Here is a 23,572-nt window from a genome sequence, read left to right as displayed (position 1 = left end):
GGCTTGTGCCGCCACCCGCTCTGCCACGTGGCGCAAACTATCGAAGTTGATATTGGCCCCGGAGTTGATCGCCACCAGCGTCTGCCCCTGGGCCCCGGTGCGTTGCACATAGCGGCGGATTCCGGCAACCGCCAGGGCGCCTGAAGGCTCGGTGATGGAGCGGGTATCGTCGTAGATCAGCTTGATCGCGCTGCACAGTTCATCGTTGCTGACGGTGATGACTTCATCGACATGCTGGCGGCAGATTTCAAAGCCGTAGGCGCCGATCTGGGCCACGGCGGTGCCGTCGGCAAAGCTGTCCACGCTGGGCAATATCACCCGCTCGCCGGCACGCAAGGCCGCCAGCAGGCAACTGGAGCCTTCGGGCTCCACGCCAATGACCCGCACCTCGGGGCGCAGATACTTGATGTATGCCGCGATGCCAGCGATCAACCCGCCACCGCCCACCGGTACGAAGATCGCGTCCAGTGCGCCTTGTTGCTGGCGCAGGATTTCCATGGCGACGGTGCCCTGTCCGGCGATGACGTCTGGATCATCAAAGGGCGACACAAAAGTGCCCCCTGACTGTTCGGCTAACTGCAACGCATGGGCCAGGGCGAACGGAAAACTGGCGCCGTGCAGCACCGCGTCGGCGCCCCGTGAGCGCACGCCCAGCACTTTCAATTCGGGCGTGGTACTGGGCATCACAATCGTCGCCTTGATCCCCAGTTCACGCGCCGCCAGGGCCACGCCCTGGGCATGGTTGCCGGCAGATGCAGTGACCACCCCGCAGTTTTTTTGCCCATCGGTAAGCTGCACCAGTTTGTTGTAGGCGCCGCGGATCTTGAAGGAAAACGTCGGCTGCAGGTCTTCGCGCTTGAGCAGGATCTGATTGCCGAGCAACGCCGATAGCGCCGGGGCCGGCTGCAACGGCGTGCGCACCGCCAGGTCGTAGACCGGCGCGGCGAGGATTTTCTTCACGTAATGCTCAAGCAAGCCATCGTCGAGCGTGGACTGCGGCAGTGGGCTACTCATGGGTGTCTCCTGGCGTTTGACAGAGCCCTGGAGACGGAAAAACAAAACCCGCCTCTAGGGCGGGTTTGGGTACAGCCGAACGCTATCCCGCCATATGAGGAATGGCGGTAATAATGCTTGGCTGGGAACGATAGGTTTGAAATGTCATGCAACGAAACTAACCGGCAGCCTATTACAAGTCAACTGCGGGGTTTACTTGCGATATACGAAACATATACGCTTTGTATATCCACCCTACACAGTGAAGCTCATGGGCATCGTCAAGATTACCGATCATTTGCACGAACAAGTCCGCCTGGCCAGCGCCACCATGGACCGCTCCATCAACGCCCAGGCAGAGTTCTGGATCAAGATCGGCCTGTTGGCCGAGCTCAACCCGCACCTGGCCTACAACGACCTGATCAACAAGCTGTTGCTCGACAAACCCGACCTGATCCGGGGGCGCAGCTGATGATCAAAACCCCTGCACAGATTGCCGTGATGCGCGAAGCCGGGCGCCTGCTGGGCCAGGTATTCAGCATGCTCGACAGCCGAGTCGGCGCCGGCCAGAGCACCCTGGAACTGGATGCGGCGGTCGAGGCGTTTATCCGCAATGACCTGCAAGCACGCCCCGCCAGCCTTGGGCAGTACGACTATCCGTTCAGCATCAACACCTCGATCAACGAAGTGGTGTGCCATGGCATGCCCAGTGCCAAGGATGTGTTGAAGGACGGCGATATCGTCAATATCGACATCACCCTGGAAAAAGGCGGGTTTATTGCCGACTCCAGCAAGATGTACATGATCGGCACCGTCGCACCCAAGGCCCGGCGCCTGGTGGAACAGACCTTCGAGGCGATGTGGGCCGGTATCCGCCAAGTCAGGCCCGGCGCCCGCCTGGGGGATATCGGTCATGCGATCCAGAGCCACGCCCAAGCCAATGGCTACAGCGTGGTGCGCGAGTATTGCGGCCACGGAATCGGCCGGGAGATGCACGAAGAACCGCAAATCCTGCACTTCGGCCGACCGGGCACCGGCTTGACCCTGCGCGAAGGCATGGTGTTCACCATCGAACCGATGCTCAACCAGGGCAGCGCCAAGGTGCGCAGCCTCAAGGATGGCTGGACCGTGGTGACTCGCGACAACAGCCTTTCAGCCCAGTGGGAACACACGGTGGCCGTCACCGCTGATGGTTTTGAAGTGCTGACCCTGCAGGCAAGTACCTAGGCAGCGCACCAGCGGATGGCCGCCCAGGTAATTGCCCGCTACGGGCGGCGGCGGTGCTATGCAGGTAACGCCTCCGGCCTGGCGCTGCCGGTCGCGGCGGCCTTGGCTTCCAACTCGCGCACCAGGGGCAATACGCGCTGGCCGAAATACTCCACCTCCTCCTGGAAGTGCAGAAAGCCCGCCAGCACCAGGTCCACGCCCACGGCCTTGAGCGCGACGATACGCTCGGCAATCTGACGGGGCGTGCCGATCAGGTTGGTCTTGAAGCCGTCGTTGTACTGCACCAGATCGGCGAAGCTGGACTTGGCCCAGTTGCCCTCGCCTTCGGGCGATGCCTTGCCTGCTTGTTTGGCGGCGTCACCAAAGGCGTTGACCGCTTCCGGGTCGGCCTTGTCGATGATCTCGGCCAATACTGCCTGGGCTTCTTGCTCGGTGTCGCGGGCGATCACAAACGCATTGACCCCGACTTTGACCGAATGGTTATTGGCCGCCGCCTTGGCGCGGATATCGTCGACCTGGGCTTTGATCCCCTCTGGTGTGTTGCCATTGGTGAAATACCAATCCGACACCCGCGCCGCCATATCCCGGGCCGCGCGGGAGCTGCCGCCCTGGAAAATCTCCGGGTGCGGTTGGCCCAGTGGCTTGGGCTTGAGGCTGTAATTGTTGAAGCGGTAGAAATCGCCCTTGAAGGTGAAATCGTCCTGGGTCCAGATGCCTTTCAAGGCGCGGATGAACTCTTCAGAGCGGCGATAGCGCTCGTCGTGCTCCAGCCAGTGCTCGCCAATGGCTTGGAACTCGCCCTTGAACCAGCCGCTGACGATATTCACCGCCACCCGGCCATTGGTCAGTTGGTCGATGGTCGCCAGTTGCTTGGCCGCCAGTGCCGGCTGCCAGGGCCCCGGCAGGATCGCCGCGATGACCTTGAGTTTGCTGGTGGCGGCGAGCAACGCGTGACTGAAGGCTACGGACTCGTGCTGGTACTCGGCACCGTAGCCTGCGGTGAAGCGGATTTGCGTCAAGGCGTACTCAAACCCCGCCTCCTCCGCCAGTTGGGCCAATTTGCGGTTGTAGTCGATGCCCCAGTCGGTGCGTTGTTCGACCTTGCTCACCACCAGGCCACCACTGACATTGGGCACCCAATAGGCGAATTTCACGGCTTGCTGAGTCATCGTTCGTTACCTCGCACACAGGGATGGTGCAGGGTCTGGAGCAGCAACCGTGCCAGCGTGGACAAAGCCCCGTGGCAGGCGCCTGCGACCGCTCCGAACCTGGACCTGCGAATGTTGCCCGGGCGGATGGTTTGTTGAATCACTGTTGCTGACACAACAGTCGCCGTAACAATCGGTTGTAGGTAAGCTAGCGGACTTTCGCGCAGCTGTTTCTGCGCCTCGCCGAAAATAAGTCGCCTCCATGCCTTTTGAACTCAGCGTTGACCTCACCACCCTGGCCATTCTCGCAGTGGTTGCCTTTATCGCCGGTTTTATCGATGCCATTGCCGGCGGCGGCGGTTTGCTCACCACCCCGGCCTTGCTCACTGCCGGCATGCCGCCCCATCTGGTGTTGGGCACCAACAAACTGAGTTCGACCTTCGGTTCGGCCACGGCCAGTTTTACCTTCTACCGGCGCAAGCTGTTCCACCCGCGCCAGTGGGTGCATGCCATCGTCGGCACGCTGGTGGGCGCGCTGGTCGGGGCCGTCGTCGCCCATTACCTGCCCGCCGAATGGCTGAACAAGATGCTGCCGGTGATTGTCTTCGCCTGTGGCATCTATCTGCTGTTTGGCGGCACACCCAAGGCGCCGCTGGACGCAGATGCGCCGATCAAGAAGAAATGGCAGTCGACCCAGGGTTTTGGCCTGGGCTTCTATGATGGCGTGGCCGGCCCGGGCACCGGCGCGTTCTGGACCGTCAGCACCCTGCTGATGTACCCCGTCGACCTGGTCAAGGCCAGCGGCGTGGCGCGCAGCATGAACTTCGTCAGTAACGCTGCGGCGCTGTCGGTGTTTATCTTCAATGGCTCGGTAGACTGGATTGTCGGCCTGAGCATGGGCCTGTCGGTGATGGTGGGCGCGTTCTTTGGCGCCCGCAGTGCCATCAGCGGTGGCGCCAAATTCATTCGCCCGGTGTTTATCACCGTGGTCCTCGGCCTGACTGTGCGCCTAGCCTGGCAGCACTGGTTCAGCGTGGCCTAAGCGGCGCGCCACATACAGGTCGATCAGGTAGCGGGCAATCGAGCGCGACGCCGGCAGCGGTGGCAACTGGTGGATGTTGAACCACTGCGCATCCTCGATCTCGTCGGCCTGGGGCACGATCTCGCCCCCGGCATACTCGGCGTGGAAGCCCAGCATCATGGAGTGGGGAAACGGCCAGCACTGGCTGCCCACGTACTGAATGTTCTGCACCTCGACCTGCACTTCCTCGCGCACTTCGCGGATCAGGCAGTCTTCGGCAGACTCCCCCGGCTCGGCAAACCCGGCCAGGGTGCTGTAGACCCCGGTGACGAAACGCGGTGAACGGGCCAGCAGAATCTCATCGCCACGGGTGATCAGCACAATCATGCTCGGTGAGATGCGCGGGTAACTGCGCAGGTCGCAGGTCTGGCAGAACATCGCGCGCTCCCGGGGTACATGCACCATCGCCTGGCCACAACTGCCGCAGAACCGGTGCTCGCGGGCCCAGGTACCGATTTGTGCGGCATAGCCCAGGACTTTGTACAAACGGTGATCGCCCTGCAGCATAAAGGCCCGCAAACCTTGCCAGCGGCAACCCGGCACATCGCCAGGGCTGTTCAGTTCCAGCAGATACACAGGCTCACCGTCCAGGTGGCCAATACCATGCTCGGCCAACACCGACAGGTCCTGGCGCTTGAGCCACTCCCTGGGGAACAGCGGCCCGTTGTCATCGAGTAAAAAACCTTCGCGACTACGGGCCACAGCCCAGCCGCCAGGGGCGTCGTTGTCCAGCAGCGTTGTGGTAATCCAGCCTGGGGTCATGTTCAGTCAATCCACGAATTCGGGTTTCTGCTTACTCATATGGGCCGCAATGGCCACGCGCAGGTCGTTGGATTGCAACATAGCAGCGTTCCAGGTGGCAACGTATTCCAGGCCATCGTTGATGCTGTGGTCACGCATGTAGCTGATCATGGCTTTGGTGCCGGTCACGGCAATCGGTGATTTGGCGGCGATTTGCGCAGCCAGCTCCATCACTCCGGCCAGCAGGCTTTGGTGATCGGCAAAGGTGCGGTTGACCAGGCCGATGCTGCGCGCCTCTTCGGCGCCAAAGGTGCGACCGGTGTAGGCCAACTCCCGCAACATGCCGTCGCCGATGATGCGCGGCAAGCGTTGCAGGGTGCCGACGTCGGCGGCCATGCCGATGTCGATTTCCTTGATCGAGAACTGCGCGTCGTCAGCGGCGTAGCGCATGTCACAGGCGCTGATCAGGTCGATTGCGCCGCCGATGCAGTAGCCCTGGATCGCCGCCAGCACCGGTTTGCGGCAGTTGTCGACGGCATTGAACGAGGCCTGCAGTTGCAGGATCTTGCGCCGCAGCAAGCGCGCATTGCGCCCCACATCCTTGCCAAACTCATTGGCCACCGAGGCCAGCATCATCAGGTCGATGCCCGAGGAAAAATGTTTGCCGGCACCACTCAACACCACCGCGCGCACGGCGTCGGTGTCGTCGATCCATTGGAAAATCTCGATGATCTCGCTCCAGAACGCCGCATTCATGGCATTGATTTTTTCTGGGCGATTGATCTGCACATGGGCGACGTTGCCGTGGAGTTCGACGACAAAGGCTTGGTATTCGGACATGGCAGTGATCCTTGGCTGACGGCTGATAAGGGCCGAACTATAGCAAGGGTGCATCAGGGGCGGTAAGGCAGTGCATGTGCCAAAAGCAGGACTGGAGTAGAAGCTTTGAGCGGGCTTTCGTGGCGAGGGGGCTTGTCCCGGTGGGCTGCGTAGCAGCCCCAAAACCAACTACCTCGGTATACCTGGCAGAACGTGGTGAGGCTATTGGGGCGGCTTCGCCACCCAACGCGGGGCAAGCCCGCTCGCCACAACAAACCCCTCTCCACAACAAGCGACCTTAGCCACAACAAACCCTCTGGCCACACTGCTCAGGTAGGCAGCCACAGCCGTAGGCGCGCGCCGCCCAAGGGCGAGGCTTGTGCGGTGAGTGTGCCGCCCTGCGCCTCGACGGCCCGGCGGCTGATCGCCAGGCCCAGGCCGAAACCTCCGGTGGCGCGGTCGCGGCTTCGGTCCAGGCGGTAGAAAGGCTCGAAAATCCGCGCGCGCTGTTCTTCGGGGATGCCAATGCCATCGTCATCCACCCAGATTTCGCAGCCCTTGGCGCAGACCTTGACGCCAATCTGGATCCGCCGTTCGCAATAACGCATGGCATTGCGCAGCAGGTTTTGCAGCGCACGGGCGGTAAGGCGCGGGTCGAGGGCAAAACGCTCCATGGCGCAGTCCAGCACCACATCAATCACGATCTCGGGGTTCTCCAGTTCCTCGTCGATGCTGCCCAGGATGCTGTCGATAAACTCATCCAACACCACGTCCACCCGCTCGGGCAGTTGCGCCGGGTTTTGCAGGCGGCTGTAGGACAGCAGTTCCAGCACCAGCTCATCCAGTTCGCGGATGTGCGCCACCAGGCCTTGCAGGCGTTCGCGGCTGGCGGCCGGCTGGTCTTCGGACAGTGCCAGGGCCAGGCCGAAGTCCAGCCGGGTCAACGGGGTACGCAGTTCGTGGGAGACGGCATTGAGCAAGTCGCGCTGCTGATTGAGCAGGTGTTCGATGTCGTTGGCCATGGTGTCGAACACCGCCGCCAGGCTGCCGATGTTGGAGCTGGGGGGGATGTGCGTGCGCTCTTCCAGATGGCCGCGGCCCAGTTGCGCGGCGGTGGTCTTGAGGCGTTCCAGGTCGCGCCAATGCGGGCGCAGCCATATCAACAACCCGCCCAGCAACGCCGCGCCGATCAGCACGTTCATGCTCCAGTACAGCAGGTTCATGTCCAGCGGGTCGGGCGGGATGGTCAGTTTGACCGCCAACTGCTCATTGAGCGGCGAGCTGATTTCTTCCATCCAGCCCCACTCCCCCAGGCGGATCACCGGTTTGCCCTGCTCCAGCAACCGCTCCTCATCTGGTGTATAGCGGGCGTCCTGGCGATGCATCAATTGCACCTTCAATGGCGCGAAGTCCCGCGACAACTGCTCGGTGACCTCGGACCAGCGCTCCACCGGCCGGCTGTGGTACTGGCGCACGATCAGGCTTTGCAAGCCCCGGGACTGCTCGATGTTGTAGTTCATGTAGCGGTTGTGGAAGACCTCGATGATGCCCATGGGGATCAGGTAGATCGCCGCGCTGTAGGTCACGATGGTCAGCAGGTAGAGACGGATCAGGACGCGGAACATGGTGTCAGCATTCCCACTCGGAACGGCTGAACAGGTAGCCCTTGCCCCACACCGTCTTGATCTTGCGGGCCTCGCCGGCATGGTCGTCGAACTTGCGGCGCAGTTTGGAAATGGCCACGTCCACCGAGCGGTCGGTGCCGTTGAACTCGATGCCACGCAGGCGCTGCAGGATCTGGTCGCGGCTGAGTACTTCACCTGCATGCCGGGCCAGTACCACCAGCAGGTTGTATTCGCCGCTGGACAGCTCCACCACCTGCTCGCGCCAGGTCACGGAGCGCTCCGACAGGTCGATGCACAGGTTGCCCATCAGGATCTGGTCATTGGCCGCCTGTGGCTCGCTGAGGCTACTGCGGCGCAGCAAGGTGCGCACCCGGGCCAGCAACACCCGTGGCTCGCACGGTTTAGTCACGTAGTCATCGGCGCCCATTTCCAGGCCCAGCACCTGGTCATGGCTGTCATCGCGGGCGGTCAGCATCAGGATCGGCAGGCCCGCCGAGTCGGCGCGCAGCAGGCGGCAGACTTGCAGGCCATCAAGGCCAGGCAGCATCAGGTCGAGGATGACCAGGTCCGGTGGATTGAGCCTGGCCCGTTCGCGCACATGGTCGCCACGGCTGAGCACATTGACGTGATAGCCATTGCGTTCAAGGTAACTGGCAATCAGCTCGGACAGCGCGGCGTCGTCTTCGACCAGGAGGATGTTGGGCATGGTGTTTCCAATTAATACGTTTTTTTGTCGTACACAAATCCAATGTGGGAGCGGGCTTGCCCGCGATGGCGGTGCATCAGTCGCGGATGTATCTACCGACACACCACTATCGCGGGCAAGCCCGCTCCCACATTAGATCGTCATTGATCAGAAGAGCTTGTTAGGATCCACAGCCGTGAAGGATATACGCACGTGCCCCGGCGTGCGCCGTACCTTACATTTCTTCACACACCGCCTACATAGCTTCACAGCACCGGGTCGGGGGCGCCCGTAGGATGCGCCAGTCAATATTGGGATAAGAGCATGTCAAAGAATCTGTTTGCGCCGTTTTGCCTGCTGGCACTGACGTTGGCCCTGGGGGCCTGTGGCAATTCTGCGGACGAAGCCCCGCAAATGCCCCTGGCCAAGGTACGGATTGAAACCCTTGAAGCCAAGCCCCTGTCCATCAGCAGTGAACTGAGCGGGCGGATTGCCGCGCCGCGCATTGCCGAGGTGCGCGCACGGGTCGCAGGCGTGGTCTTGCAGCGGGTGTTCAACGAAGGCCATGACGTGAAACAGGGCGACGTGCTGTTCCGTATCGACCCGGCGCCGTTCAAGGCTGACCTCGACAGCGCCCAGGCGAGCCTGCGCAAGGCCGAGGCCAATGCCTTCCAGGCGCGCCTGCAAGAGCAGCGCTATAGCCAGTTGGTCGAAGGCAATGCCATCAGCGCCCAGGACTACGACAACGCCCGCGCCGCCGCCCGGCAGACTGCCGCCGATGTCGCGGCCAACCAGGCCGCGGTGCAGCGCGCCAAGCTCAACCTGGGCTATGCCACGGTGACGGCGCCAATCTCCGGGCGTATCGGCCGCGCGCTGGTGACCGAAGGCGCCCTGGTGGGCCAGAACGAAGCCACGCCCATGGCATTGATCCAGCAATTGGACCCGATCCACGCGGACCTCACCCAGTCCACCCGCGAGCTCAATGACCTGCGCCGGGCCTTTCGCGCCGGGCATTTGAAGCAGGTGGGCCAGGACCAGGCCAAGGCCACGCTGATCCAGGATGACGGGAGCCTGTACCCGCTGCCGGGCAAGTTGCTGTTCGCGGAGATTTCCGTGGACCCCGGTACCGGGCAGATCATCCTGCGCAGCGAGTTCCCCAACCCGGACCTCGACCTGTTGCCCGGCAGCTTTATCCGTGTGCGCCTGGAGCAGGCGGTCGACCAGCAAGGCCTGAGCGTGCCGCAGCGCGCAATCACCCGCGACAGCGCCGGTATCCCCATGGTGTTGCTGGTGGATGCCGAACAGAACGTCAGCCAGCAACCGGTGGAGTTGGGCGCGGCGGTCAACGATCGCTGGGTGGTCAACAGCGGCCTGAAGGCCGGTGACCGCATCATCGTCGAAGGCCTGCAACACGCGCGCCCCGGTGAAAAAGTCGAAGTGGATGCCAGCCCCGAGCCTGTTGCCCAGGCAGCCGGCCAGTAATCAAAGGGATCAGAGACAATGCCGCAGTTCTTTATTGACCGCCCGATCTTCGCCTGGGTGGTCGCCCTGTTTATCCTGCTGGCGGGCGCCCTCGCCATCCCGCAGTTGCCGGTGGCGCAGTACCCCAACGTCGCACCACCGAAGGTGGAAATCTACGCGGTGTACCCGGGTGCTTCGGCCCAGACCCTGGACGAAAGCGTGGTCAGCCTGATCGAGCAGGAGCTCAACGGTGCCGACCACTTATTGTATTTCGAATCCCAGAGCAGCCTCGGCTCGGCCACTATCACCGCGACCTTCCAGCCAGGCACCAACCCGGAAATGGCCCAGGTCGATGTGCAGAACCGCCTCAAGGCCGTGGAGCCGCGCCTGCCGCAAGCCGTAACCCAGCAAGGCCTGCAGGTGGAGAAAGTGTCCGCCGGTTTCCTGCTGCTGGTGACCCTGACCTCCAGCGACGGCAAGCTCGACGACGTGGCGCTCAGCGATTACCTGGCGCGCAACGTGATGAACGAGCTCAAGCGCCTGGACGGCGTGGGCAAGGCCCAGTTGTATGGCGCCGAACGGGCGATGCGGATCTGGATCGATCCGCAGAAACTCATCGGTTTCAACCTGACCCCGGCCGACGTGAATGCCGCGATCACCGCGCAGAACGCCCAGGTTTCGGCGGGCAGCATTGGTGATTTGCCGGGTACCAACACCCAGGAAATCACCGCTTCGATCCTGGTCAAGGGCCAACTCTCCACACCGGCCGAGTTTGCCGACATTGTGCTCAAGGCCAACCCGGACGGCTCCACCGTGCGCATTGGCGATGTGGCGCGCGTCGAAATCGGCAGCCAGGAATACCAGTTCTCCACGCGCTTGAACGGCAAGCCATCTACCGCCGTCAGCGTGCAGCTGTCGCCGGGCGCCAATGCCTTGAGCACGGCGACCCTGGTGCGGGCGAAGATGGATGAGCTGTCGCGCTATTTCCCGGCCAATGTGGAGTACAAGATTCCTTACGACACCTCGCCGTTCGTCAAGGTCTCGATCACCAAAGTGATCTACACCCTGCTCGAGGCGATGGCGCTGGTGTTTGCCGTGATGTTCCTGTTCCTGCAGAACATCCGCTACACCCTGATCCCGACGCTGGTGGTGCCGATTGCCCTGATGGGCACCTTCGCCACCATGCTGTTGCTGGGGTTCTCGATCAACGTGCTGACCATGTTTGGCATGGTGTTGGCCATCGGCATCCTGGTGGACGATGCAATCGTGGTGGTGGAGAACGTCGAGCGGATCATGGTGACCGAGGGCCTGTCGCCCAAGGAAGCCACGCGCAAGGCCATGGGCCAGATCACTGGGGCGATCATCGGGATTACCCTGGTGCTGGTGGCGGTATTCCTGCCGATGGCCTTCATGGCCGGCTCGGTGGGGGTGATCTACCAGCAGTTCTCGTTGTCGATGGCCACTTCTATCCTGTTCTCGGCGTTTCTCGCCCTGTCCTTGACCCCGGCCCTGTGCGCCACGTTGCTCAAGCCAATTGCCAAGGGCGAGCATCACACCAAGGGCGGGTTCTTCGGCTGGTTCAACCGCCGCTTCGAGCAACTGACCGACCGTTACGAAGGCTGGGTGGCCTATGCCCTCAAGCGCAGCGGCCGCTATTTGCTGATCTACCTGGTATTGCTGGTGGGCCTGGGCTATTTGTTCAGCCGCCTGCCCGCCTCGTTCCTGCCGGTGGAAGACCAGGGCTACACCATCACCGATATCCAGCTGCCACCGGGCGCGAGCAAGAACCGCACGGTGCAGGTGGCCGAGCAGATCGAGGCGCATAACGCCACCGAGCCAGGCGTCGGTGATACGACGATGATCATGGGCTTCAGCTTTTCCGGCTCGGGGCAGAACGCGGCGCTGGCGTTTACCACGCTCAAGGATTGGTCCGAGCGCAGCAGCGACGATTCGGCGGCCTCGATTGCCGACCGCGCCAACATGGCCTTCACCGAGCTCAAGGATGCGATGGCCTATGCCGTGCTGCCGCCGCCGGTGGACGGCCTGGGCACCTCCAGCGGCTTTGAGTTCCGCTTGCAGGACCGTGGCGGTGTGGGGCATGCGGCGTTGATGGCGGCGCGTACCGAGTTGCTGGCGGCGGCGGAAAAAAGTCCGATCCTGGCTAACGTGCGTGAAAGCGCCCTGGCAGAAGCACCGCAGGTGCAGCTTGAGGTAGACCGCAAACGCGCGAATGCCTTGGGCGTGTCGTTTGCCGATGTGGGCAATATCCTCTCCTCGGCCATTGGCTCGGCCTATATCAATGACTTCCCCAACCAGGGCCGCATGCAGCGGGTGGTGGTACAGGCCGAAGGTGATCAACGCAGCCAGGTCGAAGACCTGATGAAGATCCACGTGCGCAACGAGGCCGGGAAGATGGTGCCGTTGTCGGCGTTTGTCGAAGCTCGTTGGGTCCAGGGCCCGGCGCAATTGACCCGTTACAACGGCTACCCGGCCATCGCCATTTCCGGTGAGGCCTCACCGGGCCACAGCACCGGCGAGGCCATGGAAGAAATCCAGCGCCTGGTCAGCCAACTGCCGGCTGGCCTGGGCCAGGAATGGACCGGCTTGTCGCTGCAGGAACGGTTGTCGGGCTCGCAGGCGCCGCTGCTGCTGATGCTGTCGCTGCTGGTGGTGTTCCTGTGCCTGGCGGCGCTGTATGAAAGCTGGTCGATCCCCACCTCGGTGTTGTTGGTGGTGCCGTTGGGGGTATTGGGCGCGGTCATGGCGGTATCGCTGCGCGGCATGCCTAACGATGTGTTCTTCAAGGTCGGCTTGATCACGATTATCGGGCTGTCGGCGAAAAACGCGATTCTGATCATCGAGTTTGCCAAGGACCTGTATGACCAGGGTGAAGACCTGATCGAGGCAACGTTGAAGGCTGCACGCTTGCGTCTGCGGCCGATCCTCATGACCTCGCTGGCGTTTATCCTCGGCGTGGTGCCGTTGGCCATTGCCACCGGTGCCAGTTCGGCGAGCCAGCAGGCGATCGGTACCGGGGTGATCGGCGGGATGATCACCGCGACATTGGCGGTCGTGTTTGTGCCGGTGTTCTTCGTGGTGGTGATGAAACTGGTGCGCAAACGCAAAGATTGATAGCGCCACCCTGTAGGAGCCGGCTTGCCGGCGAAAAACCAGAGAGCGCTCCGGGGCATCAGGATAACCGCGTTATCGTTGATGATTTTCGCCGGCAAGCCGGCTCCTACAGGAATAGGCTATGGTTGCTCACCAAACCTGCATTTGTGAGCACCATGCCCTTTCTCGCCCGAACCCACCCTCGCCTGTCCGCCGCCGCCGTCCTGGGCCTGGCAATCGGCATCCTCGCGCCCTTCGATTCGATCCTCACCAAAATCCTGATCGGCTGGAACGCCGGGGTCTGGACCTACCTGATATTGATGCTGCGCCTGACCATCAAGGCCAAGGCCGAAGACGTCAAGCGTATCGCTGAAATCGAGGACGAGAACGCCGGCCTGGTGCTGTTCATGGTGTGTATTGCCGCGATTGCCAGCCTGGCGACCATCGCCTTTGGCCTGGCCGGCAGTAAAGACCTGGGCACTGCCGAACGCCTGCTGCACTACGGCTTTACCGGGGTGACGGTGATTGGCTCGTGGTTGCTGATCGGGGTGATTTTCAGCGTGCATTACGCCCGCCTCTATTACACCTGGGAGGGCAAGGAGCCAGCGCTGCGTTTTGCCGAGGGGCCGCTGACACCCAACTACTGGGACTTCCTGTACTTTTCTTTCACCATCGGCGTCGCCGTCCAGACCTCGGACGTGGGCGTCGCCACCCGCGCCATGCGCAAGGTGGTACTGGGGCAATCGTTGATCGGGTTCCTGTTCAACACGGCGATCCTGGGCTTCTCGATCAATATTGCCGCCGGACTGTTCGGCTGACCCCTAACAACGTCCACAAAAAAAGGAAGCCGAAGCTTCCTTTTTTTGTGGGTGGGGGTCTTAGAAGTCGTAACGAATACCGAAGTTGACACCCCAAGGCTGGTCGATCTTCTTGCCTGTGCTGGTTTCAAAGTCCGCGTGCACCTTGACGTTCTGCGACACCGACATGGCAACACCGGCGGCCAATTCAACCCGCGAACCCGACAGGTCATTGTTGAAGCTTTGATCGTTGATAAACACCTTGTTGCTCTGATCAAACTCATGGGCCACCGCAGTACGCAGGTAAGGCTGCAACACACCGCCACTTTCCAGCTGGATGTTCTTGCCCGCAGTCACACCCACTTTGCCGACCACGCTGCTGGAGCGATCACCTTTGGCCTTCAGGCCATTGGACAGCTCATAGCTCTGCGCCTGGGTGATCGTGGCCGACAACTGACCATACGGTTCAACGAAGAAATCGTTATCCAGCTTGATGTGGCGACCGAACTCGGCCGACGCGCCCACGGCGTTTTGCGTGTAGTTGCCCTTGGCTTTTTTACCATCACTCATGGTCACATCGTTCTCAGTGTGCAAGCGGTTAAGCTTGGCCACACCATCGAAGTACAGACCACTTTCAGCGTCCAGCCAGGTGGCGTAACCACCCACGTAGTAGCTCTTGACCTCGCCACTGCTGCCTCGGGTCAGGCTCAGGTCCGAGGTACTGTGGCCGCCCATCACGCCGGCAATCCACTGACCATCACCACCGGGCAACGGCGCGTCGGCACCGATGGTAAAGCCCTTCTGGACCTGCTTGTAGCCCGCGCCGTTCTTGTTGCTTGCCACGTCGAATTTATTGCCGTAGCTGCGCATCCACAGGCCGTTGCCAGCGCCTTCGCTGAAGCGTAATTCGCCCATGCGCGTACGCAGGATGCTCATCTCGCCGTACAACACGGTCGGCGCGCTGTTGAACAGGGCGAGTACCGAGTGGGCGCTGGTGCTGGTGCCGCGACGGGTCGGGTCGAGCAACCAGTCGGTGCCCTCCTGCTTCAAGCCATAGGCATAGGCGCCGACGTCAACGGTGTCACCCACCAGGGAAAAGTGCGCATCGCCGCCTTCGGTGTGCACAACCTTGATCGGCTCGCCACGGGCCATCTCCGAGCCGGTAGCGGCCAGCATCAGGCTGTGCTGCCCCTCAGCCTTGCCCTCGACGTTGAGGAAGTCGGTCTGGTGGGTGGCAAAGTCGGTGTGCATGATGAACGTGCCCTCGCCTTCCAGGCTCTTGACGTTCAATTGGTAGAACTCATCTTCCCCGCCGAAGTGCACGGCGCCGCCGCCCATCTTCAAGGCGTCGACCTGGCTGTCGCCCACCAGGACCCAGTGGGAGGCATCGTTCACGCTCAACTCGGCGACATTTTTCAACTGGCCGGTCAGCCAGGAGCCGTTGTTGAGCTGCACCTTGGCGCTGCTGCCATCCTCGACAACCACGTCGCCCACCAGGGCGCTGCGGTCAACGTTCATGTTGGCGGTGGAGCCACCAGTGACTTCCAGGATGTTGCCGTTGCCGCCAGTCAGGGACGAACCGTTCAGCACCTGAATATCAGCGTTGGTACCCGCTCTTGTCAGGATGGCAGCACCGTTCGTACCTACCACGCTGGAACCGTCCAGCAGCAACGCACTGTCCATGATTCCGGACGATCCGTCGACGGCCATTTGCACGCCGTTGGCGCCACCTACAATTCGGCTATCGGTCGCAAACGCTGTCCCGCTCATCAGCGACAGGCCCATGCCATTGTCGTTCGTCGCCTCGATATGGGAACCGCTGAAGTCCAGCACACTGTAGGCACTGGCGCTGGCCCCACGGTTAGTGCCGGTAATCGTGCTGTTGATGACCTTGACGCTGGAACCATCAGTGCCGCCCAGTGAGCGGCCGGCAATCAGGCCGGTTCCATTGTTGTGGATGAGATTGCTGTTGCTGACCAGTACATTACTGCCTGTGGCGCGAATAGCGGCATCTGCCGTGCTGCGAGCAATGACATCCGAACCGTCTACACGGATCTGGGAATCAAAAGCGACGATGTCCTTGGTCAAGCTGCCTGGCGTGACCACCAGGGTTGCGGATTGGGCACGGATTTCCAGGGTTTCGGTACCTTGGACGGTCAGGCCAGAACCTGTGCGCAGCTCAAAGCGATCCGGCGCCGGACCTGGGCGCACATACTCGTCGGGCCCCGTGACGACACGGGCTTCGGCTGCATGGCCGAGAAGCATAAGAAAAGTGACAGTGTTGGCCTTCAATGCGAGGCTCAACGGTGATGGTTTGAAATTGAATACGGATGGCATTTAGCGGACCTCTGGGTTGGCGTTCCAATTCGCAAGAAACTGGCCGGTTCCAAACTGTGTGGGACCCTGCCAAGCGAGCGGTGCTAACGGTATCCAGAGTACTTACCGCTTTATGTAGGATTATCCTTAAGTGTGCTTGCGGTCGTGGCTCAAGGCCTTTAATTGTCGCCAGCTGATTCCTGGCGTCCGCCGATCATCCACATCAAAATGCCAAAGGGGAGCAATGCTCCCCTTTGGCAACAGCTCAAAAGATCAAGACGCCGGCGCGACCGTTCCATCGCAAAAAAACGTAGTTGCACCGCCGATCTGATGCCCACGCACTCGCGGTGTAGCGTCAGAGGAGTTGACCGTGCCCGAGGGCAGAACAATGCTGTAGTGAATCCTGGCTGAACCGGCAAGCCGGTCATCCATGGTCGGCTGAATCGGCTTGAAGAGAGTGAAGTAGTCCTCCAACTCGATCTCGAACCCAAGGTTGATCATCGCCTGCGTCAGGGGCACCGAAGCTTTGCTGCCTGCGACGGCGGGAACTTCAATGGTGCCCGCATCATCCCGGTAACCCCGCCAATGCACGGTAACGATCATATTCAGCGAGAAATGCTCCGAGGGCGGAACAAACACTACGATGTTACCGGGGGGCGGCCCGACTGGCCTGAAGGTGCTGCAGTTGATAGTCCCCATGCCGCCGCCGACAAGGTTTCGAACGATCGGAGGCGCCAGGAATATGATGTTGGCTGTAACCTCCACCTGTGTGATGGGGGCCTGTTGTCGATTCGAACTGCCTGCGGCACCGATGGTGTAATGCACCCGCTTGGTACCGTTGTTATGGTTAGAAATGACGTTCCAGGGAATCTGCAACTGGACGACCTGATTGGCGATACCGTTTGCGACAAACAGCGAATCCACCAGTTCGCCTTCGTAGTAGAGGTAGATGGTAAATGCGCTGGCATCCGGAGTCGGCGGTTCGTCCCAGAGTGTGATATAGGCATTGGCTGGCCGGTTTGCGTGTTCGGGTAGCAACTCATTGGGCGATCCCTCGACGCCCGTTGCATCCTCACCCCTGACCACTACGGGGTTCAGATCTGGGTTGACCGGATCCGGCTCGTTAGGGTTTGCTGGCCCAACTACGAAAAGGTCAAGGTCAGTTGTTGCGGTCAGCGTCGAAGGGTAGCTGACCGAACGACGCATTACCGCGTAGGACGCCGTCATCGACAGTAACCCTTCAGTGGCGCCATAAAGCAGAGCCAGCGTAGGGAATGCAACATGTACCTGCAGCGGGAAGGGGTTACTGCCCAACGGCACGTCGGGCAGGGTCACCGTACCCAGGGATGTGGTCAGGATCACACTGATCATGTCCCCTTCGTCGCCGCGCAGAAAATTACTATAGGCAGGTATGCGGATGATGGCGCCGTTGAGCTGTGCGACATCACCGCGATCAATCAGCAGGTCACCGGGAACCGCCAGATCAATGGTTGGAGCGATGAAATTACTGGGCGCAGGAAACAACCCTACGTCAAATACAAATTGGGATGACAACCTCGCAGGGTTGCCTGCCGCGTCGTACAACTCATAGCGCAAACTACGTAGCCCGTCCGGGCTACCCTGGACGACCGACAAGGGCAAGGGGAAGCTCAAATCGGCAGGCAGAACCCATTTCGGATCAGTACTGGCTGCCGTAGGCAGATAAGGCGTATCCGAATTGTTGTAATACGCTAATAAATAGTCTCCAGGTGCGCGCCCGTTCGCCACATAGTCAGGAACGCGAAACATAGCCGCTTGATTGGGTAAACCCTGGAAGTAAGCCAATGATGCGGGGGTCGGCAGGCCTGCTGGAGGTAAGGGAGCGGGAATCGGCCCCACATGGCTGTAATAGGGAGGCGCGAGGTCCACGATCAGCAATTGCGAATCTGACTGGGTGGAATTTCCGATATTGTCGACGAACAGTTCATACCTGATAAGGTGCGCGCCAGGTGGACGCCGAGCCAATGCAATGTTGACCGGCACCCCGCCCGCTGCAGGTGAAGATACGGTAAATGTCGTAAAGGGTTCGGACGGCTGAGGGTCATCCAATGGCCACATCCAGACTCTGACGGTGTCTGGAAAACTTGGATCGGTGCTGAAATCATCCCAACGAGGAATTAAAAACTCCATTGTCTCTTTAAGTGCGGTGTTGCGATCAATCAACCCGGGAAACCCCGGAACCTGACCTTCATAGGTCCCCGCGGGCAAGCTAAGAAGTGTGTTATTTGTCGCGCAACGAGTTTGGAATCTTTGGATGGTTTCTAACGTTTTCCTGTCCATTTTCTTCTCCAACGCTGATTGAGTATTACAGCTTTTTCAGGGTGTACAGCAGCACCCAATGCAAGTTGCAAACGGGCTAGCCTCTTGCGCACTGGAGTAACTGCACACTTTAAAAACAACGACAATATTGCGATCAAGCCAACATCAAAACTTAGTTGCTCTTGTTTCCGATAATGGTTGCCACGCCGTCGTTTGAACACACAATGACATCGCCTAACTTACAATACTGACCTGAGCCAGCGGACAGCAGATCCACACGAATCCTTCTAGGCAGCGACTCACCTATGAGGGCCCCGCGACGCCTCACCTGATACCAGGCCCGAGCCGAGCCGTAATTACGCATCGGCACGACTTTTTCCTCATAGGGCGCGACCCGGAAGTGCAATCCATTCATCAAATCTGCGTCAGTACTGAATGTTTTGCTATCGTCATACCTTGATTCTTCAATAACCGGCGGTTCCCAATTGTTAACCAGGAACCCTTCCCAAAAAAAAGTCACCACATCATTAAGTTCAAAGCGATCATCCGGCGCCAATGACCACTCTACCCCCAGGAATATTTCGGGCTTTGAACAACAACCCAAGTAGCCAGCGGGCCCCACTAAAGTATGGTTTAGAAGTGGAGCCGGGAAAGAAATCAATGCACCCGTATTTACGTTTACCAGCGCATTGTCCGATTGCTGATCATTCACGCCATTACTGGTGGTGTAATACACCGGCAATGCTGGGTGAATAAAACCCGCCATCGCCGCCCAGGGAATAACCGTGGAAAACACCAGTTGCCCTGCTACATCTCCCAACTGCACGGTGTAACTGGCAACCGGCCCGGTGCCATTCCAATAAAACCGCAGAATTTCTCCAGGCAGCGGGTTTTCATAAAGCAAGACGCGGGCACGGGCTCCGGCGGGATTGTCATTGTGGTTGACGACGTTCTGGGTGTTGGAAACAAGCCCCCAGACTTGCGGCACGGGCAAATCCGGATTGAACAGTGCCGGTGCATTCGCGTGGTCCTGTCCAGCGACCGTGAGGTTCACATTCACCAGAATATTGAACGAAGGAAATGGCGGCAGGCCACCTCGAATAATCTCATAGCGTACCGGTACCGCTTCGGGCACCAACGGATCGGTCAGCGGGCCACGCATAACAGCCCATGGAACCTCGACATCGGTGGGAAAACCGTTGACCGGATGCCTGACAGTAGGACGGCCTTTCCAATACACAATGACTTCATCCCCCGCAGCCCAGTCGGTGTAGGAACCTATGCGGACAAATACGCTGGCCCTGGCGTCTTCGCGATTGATCAGTAAATCGTCATAACGAGGAGGCACGATTTGCGCAAGGGGCAACTGCCCCGGCATTGCAGTCAGCGCCAGCTGAAATGGCAGGCCGGCACTGCGGTCGCTGAAGTTGCCCGCTTTGTCAAAAACCCTGAAAAAGACGTAAGCGTCACCATTGCTAAGCGTACGAAAAGCGGCTGCATCCAGGGTGGCAATCAACGGATCAGCGCTGGACACCAGTTCATAAACACCATCTTCACCCGCAACCGGTGGGTTGGCTAAATTGGACAGGTAGAAATGAATCGTGTCCCCGTCATTGCGCCCGCTATAGGGCGGAACGTGCAGCGCCACCTGTGGATGACTGGCCAAGTACGCCTCATCAACTGCGGGTGCAGGAGGCACAACAAACGTCAGTTGGTCGGCGGGGTTTAATAATTGCGGCGCATCCATGTCGACCGTCAGTGTTCTTTTAGGGTTGAGTTCGCTGCGCCCACCAAACGAATCGGTGACTGAATAATACAGTTCGACGGGCCCGGACTGTGCCCGTAGCACCAGCAAAGGAATGAACAGGGTGTACATGTCAGGTACCGGTGGCGGCGGCGACTGAACAATGATCGAGTCGCTGTAAACCACAGTGCCTGCGCGCTCCCAATAAATCATGAGGATATGGGGGGTATCCAGCGGCTCAGGGGGCGGTGTCCACATGGGAACTTGCACTTGAAGCGGTGAGAGCATCAATGCTGCGGGGATCAGCCCATTTGGGTCCAGAGGGTCCACACCAGGAATGGTCATCGGAAAAAGATTCAACACACCTTGCTCTGGTTGAGTGACCACAGCTTGAGTGGTTGGCTTGGAGGTGCCGGACATGACGATTACCTCAACGATGAAACATGAAGGTGCCAGTGACTTAAGGATCGACTGCTGGAGAAATTAAACGCCTGATTTGCATTGTCCGTAACTGTCAAAACTAACAGGTGCCGCATTCCATTCGTCGGATTCAAGTGTTTTCAAAGCCATGTGCCTTCAGAAAATTCCTTGACGAGGCGTCGAACATGGCGTCCACTGAAACCGGTTTCAAATTGATTCATGTACCGTTATCCAAAATAAGAAAGGCCCGCTACCGTGACTTCATTCTCTGCCGCCCAGCGCAGCCGCGTGACCATGCTTGATGTAGCCAACCGTGCCGGTGTGTCCAAGGCCAGCGTGTCGCGTTTTATCGGCGATGACCGCGCCCTGCTCTCCGACACGATCGCCCTGCGTATCGAGCAGGCCATCGAGGAGTTGGGCTACCGCCCCAACCAAATGGCCCGCGGCCTCAAGCGTGGGCGCACGCGCCTGATCGGCATGCTGGTGGCCGATATCCGCAACCCCTATTCCATTGCCGTGATGCATGGTGTGGAAACCGCCTGCCGGCAACACGGCTACAGCCTGGTGGTGTGCAATACCGACCGCGATGACGAGCAGGAGCGCCAGCACCTGGAGGCCCTGCGGGCTTACAACATCGAAGGTTTGATCGTGAACACCCTGGGCCATCACCTTGAGCAACTGCTGGAGTTGCAGCGGGAAATGCCGCTGGTGCTGGTCGATCGCAAGGTCGAGGCCTTGCACAGCGATCTGGTGGGCCTGGACAACCCGCTGGCCGTGCGCATGGCCCTGGAGCACCTGGAACAACAGGGCTACCGGGATATCCTGCTGGTCAGCGAAGCCGCTGATGGCACCAGTTCGCGGGTTGAGCGCATGGAAAGCTTCCATGCCCAGATCAGTCGCCGCAACAGCCTGCATGCCGCCGTGCTGGAAATTGGCGATGATTTGACCAGCCGTTTGCAGGCATTCCTTGGCGCCTGCGACACCGGCCCCAAAGCCCTGTTTTGTGCCAACGGCGTCGCCGCACTTGCCTGCACCAAAGCCGTTCGCCAATTGGGTTGCCGGTTGTTCGAGGACGTCGGGCTGATTGCCTTGGATGACCTGGACTGGTACCCGCTGGTGGGCAGCGGCATCACCGCCCTGGCCCAACCTACCGAAGCGATTGGCGCCAGCGCGTTCGACTGTTTGCTCAAGCGTTTGCGCGGCGATACCTCGCCGCCCCGTGCCCTGGATTTTGCTCCGCAACTCATTCTTCGAGGCTCCACCCAACCCGTGTAGGAGCTGCTTGCCGGTGAGGTGCCCGGCGTAAGGGCCTTATCGCCGGCAAGCCGGCTCCTGAAGGGTGTTTTTTTATTTACAAATGAAACCGGTTTCAGAGATTAATAACAATGCACAGATATCCCGTTTCCATCAGCCTCTCCAGCTACGGCGCCGACCTGGTTCGCCAGCGCGGCCAATTGAGTTTCATCGAGGTGCTGGCCGCTGCCGGCGCCACGCGCATTGAATGGCGCGAAGAACTGCTCACCAGCGAACACCCCGGCGAGCTGGCCCAAGCCGCCGCCGAACAGGGCCTGGAGTGCGTGTTTTCCTCGCCCCTGGAGCTGTGGGTGGCCGGCCGCGCGCAAGCCAATGCACAGTTGTCCGCCACCCTCGACCGGGCCCAGGCCTTCGGTGCGCGCTGGTTGAAGGTTTCGCTCGGCTACTTCACCGACACCAACGACCTGCACAGCCTCAGCGCCCTGCTCCGCCGCCACCCGGTACGCTTGCTGGTGGAGAACGACCAGACCCTGCACGGTGGGCGCATCGAGCCGATGCAACGCTTCTTCGATCAAGCCGAACGCTTGAGCGTCCCGGTGAAGATGACTTTCGATATCGGCAACTGGCACTGGCAGGACCAGTCCCCCCAGACCGCCGCGCGCCTGTTGGGGCGGTATGTCGATTACCTGCACTGCAAGGCGGTGGCACGTCGCGCCGACGGCAAGCTGGTGGCCCTGCCGCCGGGCGCCCCCGACCTGCATCTGTGGGAACAATTGCTGGGGCTGATGCCTCAAGGAATCAGCCGGGCAGTGGAATTCCCACTGCAAGGCGACGACCTGCTGGAGGTCACTGCCCAGCAAGTGGCCACCCTTAGCGTCCTTGGCCAACCGCGTGTGGAGAATGCCCATGTCTGAGATCGATATCCTGTCGTTTGGCGAGACCATGGCGATGTTCGTCGCCGAGCAAACCGGCGACCTGGCCCAGGTCGGCCAGTTTCACAAACGGATCGCCGGCGCCGACAGCAATGTCGCAATTGGCCTGTCGCGCTTGGGTTTCAATGTGGCCTGGTTGAGTCGGGTCGGTGATGACTCATTGGGGCGTTTCGTGGTGCAGACCCTCGAGCGCGAAGGCCTGGACTGCCGACATGTGACGGTCGACCCCGCGCACCCCACCGGTTTTCAGCTCAAGTCTCGGGAAGAGACCGGCGCCGATCCGCAGGTCGAGTACTTTCGCCGCGGTTCGGCGGCCAGCCACCTGTCCAGTGCCGTGATTACGCCTGCGCTGCTGCAAGCGCGGCACCTGCACGCCACCGGCATTGTGCCGGCGTTGTCGGACACCGCCGCCGAGCTGTCGCGCCAGTTGATGAGCCAGATGCGCGCCGCAGGCCGCAGTGTGTCCTTCGACCCCAATCTGCGCCCCTCGCTATGGCCCAGCGAGCAAAAAATGATCCGCGAAATCAACGCTCTGGCCCGCCTGGCCCATTGGGTGCTGCCGGGGTTGAGCGAAGGTCGCCTGCTGACCGGTTTCGAAGACCCTGCGGACATCGCCGCCTTCTACCTCGACCAGGGTGCCGAAGCCGTGGCGATCAAGCTCGGCGCCCACGGCGCCTACTACCGTAGCCATCTGGACCAGGGGTTTATCGCCGCCGTGCCGGTGACCAAAGTCGTGGATACCGTGGGTGCCGGTGATGGCTTTGCCGTGGGCATGATCAGCGCGCTCCTTGAAAACCTCAGCTTTGCCCAGGCAGTGCAGCGCGCCAACTGGATCGGCAGCCGCGCGGTTCAGAGCCGTGGCGATATGGAAGGCCTGCCCCTGCGCGCCGACCTGCCCGCCCTGCAAAAAGCCGGCTGAC

The 23,572-nt window shown here is 60.6% G+C and carries 18 protein-coding genes; 9 read left to right on the top strand and 9 right to left on the bottom strand.

Features of this window, described 5'->3' with window-relative positions:
* On the bottom strand, positions 1–1,014 hold a 1,014-nt coding region (gene ilvA / locus BHC62_RS13370; RefSeq protein ID WP_083335444.1), incomplete at its 3' end, for a threonine ammonia-lyase, biosynthetic.
* A 250-nt stretch (positions 1,015–1,264) separates the two neighbouring features.
* Between ilvA and BHC62_RS13365 the strand changes: the two genes are divergently transcribed.
* Positions 1,265–1,465, top strand: coding sequence for a ParD-like family protein (locus BHC62_RS13365; protein WP_029291544.1), 201 nt, complete (start codon positions 1,265–1,267; stop codon positions 1,463–1,465).
* Positions 1,465–2,220, top strand: a complete 756-nt coding sequence (map, locus tag BHC62_RS13360; RefSeq protein WP_070995284.1) for a type I methionyl aminopeptidase — start codon at positions 1,465–1,467, stop codon at positions 2,218–2,220. The genes BHC62_RS13365 and map overlap by 1 nt, the downstream gene beginning before the upstream one ends.
* A 56-nt stretch (positions 2,221–2,276) precedes the next feature.
* Here the strand turns inward: map and sfnG are convergent, their stop codons facing one another.
* On the bottom strand, positions 2,277–3,389 hold the full coding sequence (gene sfnG, locus BHC62_RS13355) for a dimethylsulfone monooxygenase SfnG (RefSeq protein WP_070995283.1): 1,113 nt from the start codon (positions 3,387–3,389) through the stop codon (positions 2,277–2,279).
* 241 nt (positions 3,390–3,630) lie between these two features.
* Between sfnG and BHC62_RS13350 the strand changes: the two genes are divergently transcribed.
* Positions 3,631–4,410, top strand: coding sequence for a TSUP family transporter (locus tag BHC62_RS13350; protein WP_029291538.1), 780 nt, complete (start codon positions 3,631–3,633; stop codon positions 4,408–4,410).
* Here the strand turns inward: BHC62_RS13350 and nudC are convergent.
* The 4 genes from nudC to BHC62_RS13330 form a co-directional block, all read right to left on the bottom strand.
* Positions 4,378–5,211, bottom strand: a complete 834-nt coding sequence (gene nudC / locus BHC62_RS13345; RefSeq protein WP_070995282.1) for an NAD(+) diphosphatase — start codon at positions 5,209–5,211, stop codon at positions 4,378–4,380. The genes BHC62_RS13350 and nudC overlap by 33 nt on opposite strands.
* Before the next feature lie 6 nt (positions 5,212–5,217).
* Complete coding sequence (locus BHC62_RS13340; RefSeq protein WP_029291534.1) at positions 5,218–6,030, bottom strand: crotonase/enoyl-CoA hydratase family protein; 813 nt, start codon at positions 6,028–6,030, stop codon at positions 5,218–5,220.
* 308 nt (positions 6,031–6,338) lie between these two features.
* On the bottom strand, positions 6,339–7,634 hold the full coding sequence (locus BHC62_RS13335; RefSeq protein ID WP_029291532.1) for an ATP-binding protein: 1,296 nt from the start codon (positions 7,632–7,634) through the stop codon (positions 6,339–6,341).
* 4 nt (positions 7,635–7,638) lie between these two features.
* The gene (locus BHC62_RS13330; protein ID WP_070995281.1) at positions 7,639–8,340 is read right to left on the bottom strand and encodes a response regulator transcription factor; all 702 of its coding nucleotides are present in this window, start codon (positions 8,338–8,340) and stop codon (positions 7,639–7,641) included.
* 303 nt (positions 8,341–8,643) lie between these two features.
* Between BHC62_RS13330 and BHC62_RS13325 the strand changes: the two genes are divergently transcribed.
* The 3 genes from BHC62_RS13325 to BHC62_RS13315 all read left to right on the top strand — a co-directional run bounded on the left by BHC62_RS13325 (position 8,644) and on the right by BHC62_RS13315 (position 13,709).
* Positions 8,644–9,801, top strand: a complete 1,158-nt coding sequence (locus BHC62_RS13325; protein WP_029291529.1) for an efflux RND transporter periplasmic adaptor subunit — start codon at positions 8,644–8,646, stop codon at positions 9,799–9,801.
* An 18-nt stretch (positions 9,802–9,819) separates the two neighbouring features.
* Complete coding sequence (locus tag BHC62_RS13320) at positions 9,820–12,912, top strand: efflux RND transporter permease subunit (protein ID WP_070995280.1); 3,093 nt, start codon at positions 9,820–9,822, stop codon at positions 12,910–12,912.
* A 155-nt stretch (positions 12,913–13,067) separates the two neighbouring features.
* On the top strand, positions 13,068–13,709 hold the full coding sequence (locus BHC62_RS13315) for a DUF1345 domain-containing protein (RefSeq protein ID WP_070995286.1): 642 nt from the start codon (positions 13,068–13,070) through the stop codon (positions 13,707–13,709).
* A gap of 60 nt (positions 13,710–13,769) precedes the next feature.
* On the opposite strand, the gene BHC62_RS13310 is transcribed toward BHC62_RS13315, so the two are convergent.
* The 3 genes from BHC62_RS13310 to BHC62_RS13300 all read right to left on the bottom strand — a co-directional run bounded on the left by BHC62_RS13310 (position 13,770) and on the right by BHC62_RS13300 (position 20,466).
* Complete coding sequence (locus BHC62_RS13310) at positions 13,770–16,025, bottom strand: autotransporter outer membrane beta-barrel domain-containing protein (protein ID WP_070995279.1); 2,256 nt, start codon at positions 16,023–16,025, stop codon at positions 13,770–13,772.
* Between the two features lie 252 nt (positions 16,026–16,277).
* Positions 16,278–18,323 carry a hypothetical protein gene (locus BHC62_RS13305; RefSeq protein ID WP_070995278.1) on the bottom strand — a complete coding sequence of 682 codons (2,046 nt, stop codon included), beginning with the start codon at positions 18,321–18,323 and terminating at the stop codon, positions 16,278–16,280.
* 151 nt (positions 18,324–18,474) lie between these two features.
* Complete coding sequence (locus tag BHC62_RS13300; protein ID WP_070995277.1) at positions 18,475–20,466, bottom strand: hypothetical protein; 1,992 nt, start codon at positions 20,464–20,466, stop codon at positions 18,475–18,477.
* A gap of 255 nt (positions 20,467–20,721) precedes the next feature.
* On the opposite strand from BHC62_RS13300, the gene BHC62_RS13295 reads away from it, so the two are divergent.
* The 3 genes from BHC62_RS13295 to BHC62_RS13285 all read left to right on the top strand — a co-directional run bounded on the left by BHC62_RS13295 (position 20,722) and on the right by BHC62_RS13285 (position 23,571).
* Positions 20,722–21,741, top strand: a complete 1,020-nt coding sequence (locus tag BHC62_RS13295) for a LacI family DNA-binding transcriptional regulator (RefSeq protein ID WP_070995276.1) — start codon at positions 20,722–20,724, stop codon at positions 21,739–21,741.
* Between the two features lie 110 nt (positions 21,742–21,851).
* Positions 21,852–22,634, top strand: a complete 783-nt coding sequence (locus tag BHC62_RS13290) for a sugar phosphate isomerase/epimerase (protein ID WP_070995275.1) — start codon at positions 21,852–21,854, stop codon at positions 22,632–22,634.
* Positions 22,627–23,571 (top strand): sugar kinase, encoded by a 945-nt coding sequence (locus BHC62_RS13285; RefSeq protein WP_029291514.1) that lies wholly within the window; start codon positions 22,627–22,629, stop codon positions 23,569–23,571. Before BHC62_RS13290 ends, BHC62_RS13285 begins: the two co-directional genes overlap by 8 nt.
* Position 23,572 lies beyond the last annotated feature (1 nt).

The sequence above is a fragment of the Pseudomonas sp. 06C 126 genome, from assembly GCF_001855215.1.
Lineage (GTDB): Bacteria > Pseudomonadota > Gammaproteobacteria > Pseudomonadales > Pseudomonadaceae > Aquipseudomonas > Aquipseudomonas proteolytica.
Note: the sequence above shows the minus strand (reverse complement) of the source record. Positions and strands in the feature narration are given on the sequence as shown.